The sequence below is a fragment of the Kitasatospora sp. NPDC024654 genome, assembly GCF_055559155.1.
Genome location: NZ_JBVHLF010000168.1, coordinates 1 through 6,704 on the forward strand (window position 1 = coordinate 1; position 6,704 = coordinate 6,704).

6 protein-coding genes and 1 pseudogene are annotated in these 6,704 nt (G+C 70.2%); 3 read left to right on the forward strand and 4 right to left on the reverse strand.

Features of this window, described 5'->3' with window-relative positions; genetic code table 11:
* Positions 1–105 precede the first annotated feature (105 nt).
* The gene (locus ACZ38L_RS37775; RefSeq protein ID WP_465702354.1) at positions 106–645 is read left to right on the forward strand and encodes a hypothetical protein; all 540 of its coding nucleotides are present in this window, start codon (positions 106–108) and stop codon (positions 643–645) included.
* 69 nt (positions 646–714) lie between these two features.
* Here the strand turns inward: ACZ38L_RS37775 and ACZ38L_RS37780 are convergent, their stop codons facing one another.
* Together ACZ38L_RS37780 and ACZ38L_RS37785 are read right to left on the reverse strand one after the other, a co-directional pair.
* The gene (locus tag ACZ38L_RS37780) at positions 715–990 is read right to left on the reverse strand and encodes a hypothetical protein (RefSeq protein WP_041135040.1); all 276 of its coding nucleotides are present in this window, start codon (positions 988–990) and stop codon (positions 715–717) included.
* A 367-nt stretch (positions 991–1,357) separates the two neighbouring features.
* A pseudogene (locus ACZ38L_RS37785) lies at positions 1,358–1,936 on the reverse strand (phosphotransferase); the annotation flags it as partial.
* A gap of 54 nt (positions 1,937–1,990) precedes the next feature.
* On the opposite strand from ACZ38L_RS37785, the gene ku reads away from it, so the two are divergent.
* Positions 1,991–2,896 carry a non-homologous end joining protein Ku gene (gene ku / locus ACZ38L_RS37790; protein WP_465702362.1) on the forward strand — a complete coding sequence of 302 codons (906 nt, stop codon included), beginning with the start codon at positions 1,991–1,993 and terminating at the stop codon, positions 2,894–2,896.
* A gap of 394 nt (positions 2,897–3,290) precedes the next feature.
* On the opposite strand, the gene ACZ38L_RS37795 is transcribed toward ku, so the two are convergent.
* Positions 3,291–3,710: a hypothetical protein gene (locus ACZ38L_RS37795; RefSeq protein WP_465702356.1), complete on the reverse strand. Its 420-nt coding sequence runs from the start codon at positions 3,708–3,710 to the stop codon at positions 3,291–3,293.
* Positions 3,711–4,551: 841 nt separating this feature from the next.
* Complete coding sequence (locus ACZ38L_RS37800; protein WP_465702358.1) at positions 4,552–5,076, reverse strand: ATP-binding protein; 525 nt, start codon at positions 5,074–5,076, stop codon at positions 4,552–4,554.
* Between the two features lie 221 nt (positions 5,077–5,297).
* Between ACZ38L_RS37800 and ACZ38L_RS37805 the strand changes: the two genes are divergently transcribed.
* Complete coding sequence (locus ACZ38L_RS37805; RefSeq protein ID WP_465702360.1) at positions 5,298–6,629, forward strand: twin-arginine translocation signal domain-containing protein; 1,332 nt, start codon at positions 5,298–5,300, stop codon at positions 6,627–6,629.
* Positions 6,630–6,704 lie beyond the last annotated feature (75 nt).

Genomic DNA, 6,704 nt, shown 5'->3' on the forward strand with positions numbered 1-6,704 from the left:
CTCCGCCGTCACCTCATCGTCGACCTGCCCTCGCGCACTCACAGCAGAACATCCTGCCGCACCCGCCAATCGAGATCTATCCCTGTAGTACTAGGAGCGGGGACCTTGAGTAGCGACGCACATCGAGAAGAACCAGGCCACGATCTGAGCACGTGGACGCTCGACCAGCTCCAGACGTCTATCCATGACGCGCGCGGCCAGCAACTTGAGACGGCACGCGTCGCCGCGCAGGGACAGGCCTACAACTCCAGCCATCCCCAGGAAGCCCGTCGCCAGTGGGCGAAGCTGTCGCTGCTCGCGAACCGACGCATGCTCGACCACGCCGAGGGACACCCTGCGCGCGTGGCTCAGCAGGATTTCATGCTCCGGATGTGGGTGATCGACCGGTTGGGCCCCGACGACACGGACCCCGACTGGAGTCCCGAGGCGTTGGCGTCCGACACGCTCGACGCACTGTCCTTCACGCCCCCGCAGGCCGCTGCTCTCGCCCAGGACTGGCGCGACCTTCCCACCGGGCAGATCCGCGAGTTGAGGCGGCACAAGAACCTGACGGCACATCTGGAAAGCCTGGTCGGCTACCTGGCATCCGGCCCGGTGCGGGAACGACTCGTGGCCTGGACCGCAACCCGACCGCTCCTGCCTTGACCAGCCCTCCAGCAATCAGATCGCCCCAACTGAGTTCCCAAGGCGAGGTTCAGCAAAGGCGGTCGAAGATCAGAACGGAACCGACAGACCGGAGTCGCGCAGGCGGGCCAGAGCAACGGACATGCACTGCTGAACAGTCCTCCCGTCGGCTCGCATCCCATGCGCCAACGGGCCGCCGCTGGCGGCGAACGTCCACGCTGGCGCGTTGTCGGCCAGTCTCTCGGCGTCCATCCTGATCATGGCGTTCACACCCTGCTCGCCTAGCCACTCCAAGATCAGAAGCGTCACGTCCTCGACGCCGCGTTCCTCATCGATCTTCGGCCAACGGCCTCGGTTCCCAGTCATCACCCCGACTCTATCGAGGCTCCGGAGGTGGTCCAGGGGCCCCGACAAGTTCAGAGAAGCCTGTGTCAGATGCTCGCTCCTGCGACCCGACCCCGACCAACGGGAACGGCTGGTCAACATCCGCGACAACCTCATCGCCCGTATCGCCGAAGCCGAGACGGAAGGCTGGCTCGGCGAGGTCGAAGGTCTCCAGGTCAGCCTGGCTCCTGGCGCTGAGGAGAAGCTCCGCCAGCTCGATCGGGGCCACGGGCAGCATACGGCCGTGGCCCTTGGCATCCCCACTACGCGTCGTGATTGATGAACCCACGAAGGTGGGCTGCCGCATGGTCCTCAACCAAGATCGAGCACCGATTCAAAGAAGCGTGCATCAAACGCCCTTCAGAACACGATCAAGTGCCGCCCGGCCTGCAGGTCCCCAGTGCGGCTTGCCGCCAGGAAGACCCCGATCTCCGTTCTGCCCCATGAGCATCAGGAACAGGCTCTTCATAGCAGCCAGCCCGCGGGCGCGCCGGATCGCCGCCTCGTCTGCATGCGCATACATGTCGAAGAACCGTGAGGCCGTGCCCGCGGGCAGCAGCACCCATGCGGCGGCGAGGTCCCACGCCGGGTCGCCGGCGAACATGGCGCCGAAGTCGACGATGCCCGAGAGCGTTCCGTCCGAGACGACGACGTTCGCGGGATGGAGGTCGCCGTGCACCCACACCGGCGGGCCCTCCCACGCGTGGGCCGCAACGGCGTCGTCCCAGACGGCCCGGACGTCGGCAGCGATGTCGTCGGGGACAACGGCCTGGAAGAAGTGGTCGAAGCCCTCCGTGCAGTTCCTGGGATGGGCACCGAAGTCCGTAGAGATCGGCGCCTCGGCGGGCGCCTCCACGTGGAGCGCCCGGAGGAAGCCCGCCAGCGTGTCGGCCGCGTGGTCGCCGCGGCTGATCGTCACATTACTGAGGCGGCAGGCGGAGCGGTTCTCGCTCTCCGGAACATCTCGCTGTGATCCTCTGGCATCACCAATTCGGTTTCAGAGAGCTACAGATCAGAGGCTTGGGACGGAACGGCGCCAAAGTTCAGAGAAGCCGCGACCAGTCGGCACCAGGTGCCGCTGCACCTGGTCCACGGTGGCGACTGCGGGGCCCGGATCCGCCAGCCGCGGGTGTGCGAGACCCACGGCGAGGTCCCCGCCGGCGACATCGCCCGCGGCTACGACCTGCCCGACGGCAGCACACTGGTCCTCACCGACCACGACCTCGCCGACCTGCCGACGCCCGACAGCCACGAGATCAGAGTGCTGGGCTTCCTGCCCGCCGGGCACGTGGACGTCCGCCACTACGACAAGGCCTACTACCTCGGCGCCGACGACCGCGCCTCCCGCCCCCACGCCCTGCTGCGCCAGGCCCTGCTCGACTCCGGCCAGGTCGCCATCGCCCGCACCGCCCTACGCAGCCGTGACTCACTGGTCGCCATCGGCGTAAACGGCGACACCCTCACCATGATCACCCTCCTGTGGCCCGACGAAGTCAGATCACCCGAAGGGCTCGCCCCGCCCCCACCCGAACTGCGCCCGGAGGAGGTGCGGCTGGCGCGCCAGCTGATGGACACCGTCAGCGAGGACTTCCAGCTGGAGCAGGAGCAGGACGAGTACACCCGGGCGTTGCGGGAGGTGGTGGAGGCCCGCATGGCCGGCCTGCCCGCGCCGCACGCACCCCAGGCACGGATACTGCCGCCCGCGCAGCAGGCGAGTGACCTGATAGCGGTCCTCGAAGCCGCGGTGAAGCAGGCGCAGGAGGAGCACCCGAAGGCGTCCAAGGCGCGCAAGTCCACCGCGAAGAAGCCAGCGCCCGCAAGGGCCAGCGCCCGGACGCGCGGCTCCATTCCACGAGGCAGCGGGCATGGACGAGACGGCGGCAAGTAGGCGGACGCGTTGCGCAGCCGCCGGCGGTGGAGCGGCGCAAGGGCGGGATGGCTTCGCGGATGAGCGCGACTGTCTGTGCTGGGGTGCGTCGGCCATGAGCGGAGTGTGATGTAGCCGCTTCGGAGGGAGTCAGTGGGGGGTCACACCGTCGTCATGCAGACGAAGCCGAGGCCGGTCAGCCCCTCGGCCTGACACACGCGGTCGGAGGCGCACCCTCGGTGGTCTACAGCAGCTGGTAGTCGGCGCCGCTGGTGCTGCCCCAGTGCATCGCCGCGCGCCACAGCTGCCGACCGAATCGGCGACGGCCAGCCGTGGGAGTGCGGTGTGTGCGGCTTCGTACGGATCCCGGCCCTGACCACCGCCGTGGTGTCGACCCCATCTTCGAGGACCCGTCCTACTTCACTTTCGCATCGCCGCTGGTCAGCGCACTGACGTCGGTCCCGTCGACGGCACCCGCTCGGGCGGGTGTAACGGCTTGGCGTACCGGCTGGCGTGAGCGCCAGGCGGCGACCCTGCACCGGGGGCGGTCGAACACCTTGTCCCGGCGGTGGCCGTGCCCCGGCACGAAGCGCTTCCCGCACAACGGACAGCGCTTGGAGACCTCCGCCCTGCGGCCGTCCAGGATGGCGAAGCCGATCTCGAGCGCCTCGGCCTGGTGGAGCCGGGCCCGCCGGTGGGCCGCCTTGCAGGCCGGCCGGTCGAAGCGCGCATCAACGCGGGCACTCGCTGGCAGCGGCTTCCCGCAGTGCAAGCACCGGCGAACACCCTCGCCCATCCCGGTCTCGCCGGGCGGGCTCGAGCTGGCCTGGGCCATGTCTTCACCGTACACTCGCCCACTCGGGCGATCAGCCGCGGCGGCGGGCGGCAGGGTCCTGAGCGGCGACGTGCCGGACGACCGCCTCGACGCCGGGACGGGCGTCCCCGCGTCACCAGCGCTTGATCGCCGTCCCGACGGGCGACGCAAGGACGCGACGCACGAGGCGTGCGGCAGTTGCTGCGAGTGCTACTGCTCGGAGCCCGGTGGAACCGACCGGTTCCAGCCCTGCGGTCACCTGGAGCGCGAACGCTGCGAGGACCGCTACTGGTGCGTGACCTGCGGGTGCGGCTGCTGACGCGAAGACGGCGGTGTCTCCCAGAACACACAGGGAGGCACCGCCGCTGCTTCTCAGGGCCCGAACACCCTACGGCCGACCTGCTGCACCGCAGCGAGCGTCGTCTTGGACCGGTCACCGCCCATCGGTCGGGCCGGAAGGGGTGATGGTGACGAGACCCTTGCTCTGGGCGATCGACTGCAGGACGCCCCATGCCGCTCGGGCGTCCCCCAGGGCGCGGTGGGCACCGTAGAGCTTGTAATCGCGGTGGCACTCCCACACCGACCGGGCTGCCATCAGGCACCACCACGAGTCCTTGCTCTCCAGACGGCCCGGGCGCCGGCCGACGGCCCGGGTGTGATGCGCGATCCGCCCCCGGCCGGTCGGCGTCCTCGCTGTCCTCGCGGACCAGCAGGACCATCGACAGGTCGGCCGCCGTCAGCGACGGGCCCTCCAGGAAGCTGCGGACGGCGGCCCGGCCGTGAAGCCGGGCGGTGTCCGTGATCGCGGCGTGGTGCAGGGTGGTGGTCATGTCGTCCTCTCGATCGTGGCCGCAGGCGCGCGTCAGCGGGCGCCGGAGGCGGCCAGGGCGGGCGGGTGTATCGGCGGGCGGCGCGGGCCCGACAGGCGGCGGACCACCGCGCGGGCCGCCCGGCGGGGGTGGACGAGGAGCTGGCGGCGGGTGAGCGGCTGCTCGGGCAGGGCCACCTCGGCCCAGACCTTCTTGCCCCGCGCGGTGTGCTCGACCCCGTGGGCCAGGGCCAGGCGCTCGACCAGGAACATGCCCCGGCCGGCCTCCGCGTCCGGGCCCGAGACCTGGTGGCAGGGCAGGGCCTGCGAGCCGTCGTAGACCTCGATGATCAGGCGCCGCAGGTCGAGGTCGGCGTGCACCCCGACGGTGAGCATCGCTCCGGTGGTGTGCCGCACCGCGTTGGTGACGAGTTCCGAGATCACGGTATCCAGGGCCAGGTGGCTGTCGTTGTCCGTGTGGACCTCCCACTGTTTGATCAGCCGGCCGAGCCGCTGGCGGCTGGTGGGGACGGAGGCGGGGTCGCGGACCAGGAAGAAGCTGGTGCTGCACACGCGCATGCCGAAGGAACCCTTCGGGGCGTCAGGCCGGAGCTGGGGGCTTGGAGGTGCCATGTGGAGGGAAGGAACTGATCTCGCCCGATTTCTGCTTGGCTGGTACACAGTCAACTACCGCCCGTAGTACCACCGGTGGTGCCAGCAGGGGGTGCATTTCTCGCGCGGGGGGCCGCTTTGGGGGGCCAGGATCGGGCACCAGTCAGTCAAAGGCTTGGGGGACGGGCATGATGGCACCAAACGGCATCGGCACCGTGCTGAGGCGGATCCGGGAGACGGCCGAACTCACCCGCGACGAGCAGGCCCTGCACTTACAGGACACTCAAGGCGGCACGTGGTTCGACCCGGAGAACCTGAAGCGCTGGGAGACCGAGCGGCGTCTGCCGACCCCGAGGTGGCACCAGTTACTGGCCGATGGGTATGGGCTCTCGGTGGAGGAGGTCGCCCGCGCGGTGGCCGCCTCGCGGCGCTGGCGCAAACTCCACCGGCAGCCGGTCGAAGACGAGGGAGAGGAGGGTACGGCGGTGAATCGACGACAGTTTCTCGGCGCGGCGGCACTCGCGACGGGGGTCGCCGCGCTGCCCGGTATCGCGGAGGCGCGCGAGGGGATCGACGCCGGACTGTCCGGCTCCGACCCCGGCGATCTCGCCTACCTCGACGGGGCGTTCGAGCGCCACCGCGGCGGCTACCACGGTCGGGCGCCGGGGGTCGTGCTGGCTCAGATGCGCCAGGACCTCGGACTCCTGCAAGACGTCCTCAGCCGCCCGCACCCCGCCAGCACCCGTACCGACCTGGCCCGCACTGCCGCCGGGATCACCGGACTGGTCGCGATCATCCAGCACGACCGAGGCGACCAGCGCGACTCCCACGGCTGGTTCGCCACCGCTGAGAAGGCCGCCCGCGAATCCGGCGACGGGCACATGCTCGCCTGGGTCCTGGCCCGGCACGCGATGGTCCCGCTGAACTACGGCGCCCCGAACACCGCCGCGAACCTGGCCATCAGCGCCCGCCGCGAGGCAGGCCGAACCCCCACGGCCGCCGCAGCCCTGGCCGCCGCCGTCACCGCGCGAGCCCTGGCCTCCATCGGTGACCACCGAGGGGCCCTTCGCGCGGTCGCCGACGCGCGCAACATCGCCGAACACCTCAACACCGTGCAGGCGGCCGACACCTGGTTCGGCTACCCGCTGCAGAAGCACCACGTCCACCTGTCGCAGGCGTTCACGCTGATGGGACGCACCCGCGAGGCGAACGCCGAACAGCAAGCAGCCCTCGCCCTCACCAGGTCCCCATCCGTCATGACCCGGGCCCTGCTAACCATGGACGCCGCGACCTGTCTGAGCATCGACGGCGACCCGGCCGCAGCCGCCGACATGGCCATCGGAGTCTGGCAGCAACTGCCAGCGGCGTACCGAGACGGGCTGGTCCGCTCCCGTGCTGAGGCCCTGCACCGGACCCTCGCCGGACCGGCCCACAATCAGCTTGGCGAAGCTCTCGCCCAGCTGACCCGGCTTCGATCCGGCGGGGCAGACGCGCCGCTTTTTGGACAAGGTTGCTCATAGTGCTGGCAAGGCAAGGTGGCCGTCCGGTGTGGCCAGCTGCCGATCACGAGGTCGCCAGGCCCGGGCCTTCTCGGG

What these genes read in the sequence shown, in the direction of transcription:
- ACZ38L_RS37795 (WP_465702356.1), bottom strand. Translation starts at nt 3,710, where the DNA reads ATGGCCCAGGCCAGCTCGAGCCCGCCCGGCGAGACCGGGATGGGCGAG.
- ACZ38L_RS37805 (WP_465702360.1), top strand. Translation starts at nt 5,298, where the DNA reads ATGATGGCACCAAACGGCATCGGCACCGTGCTGAGGCGGATCCGGGAG.
- ACZ38L_RS37780 (WP_041135040.1), bottom strand. Translation starts at nt 990, where the DNA reads ATGACTGGGAACCGAGGCCGTTGGCCGAAGATCGATGAGGAACGCGGC.
- ACZ38L_RS37800 (WP_465702358.1), bottom strand. Translation starts at nt 5,076, where the DNA reads ATGCGCGTGTGCAGCACCAGCTTCTTCCTGGTCCGCGACCCCGCCTCC.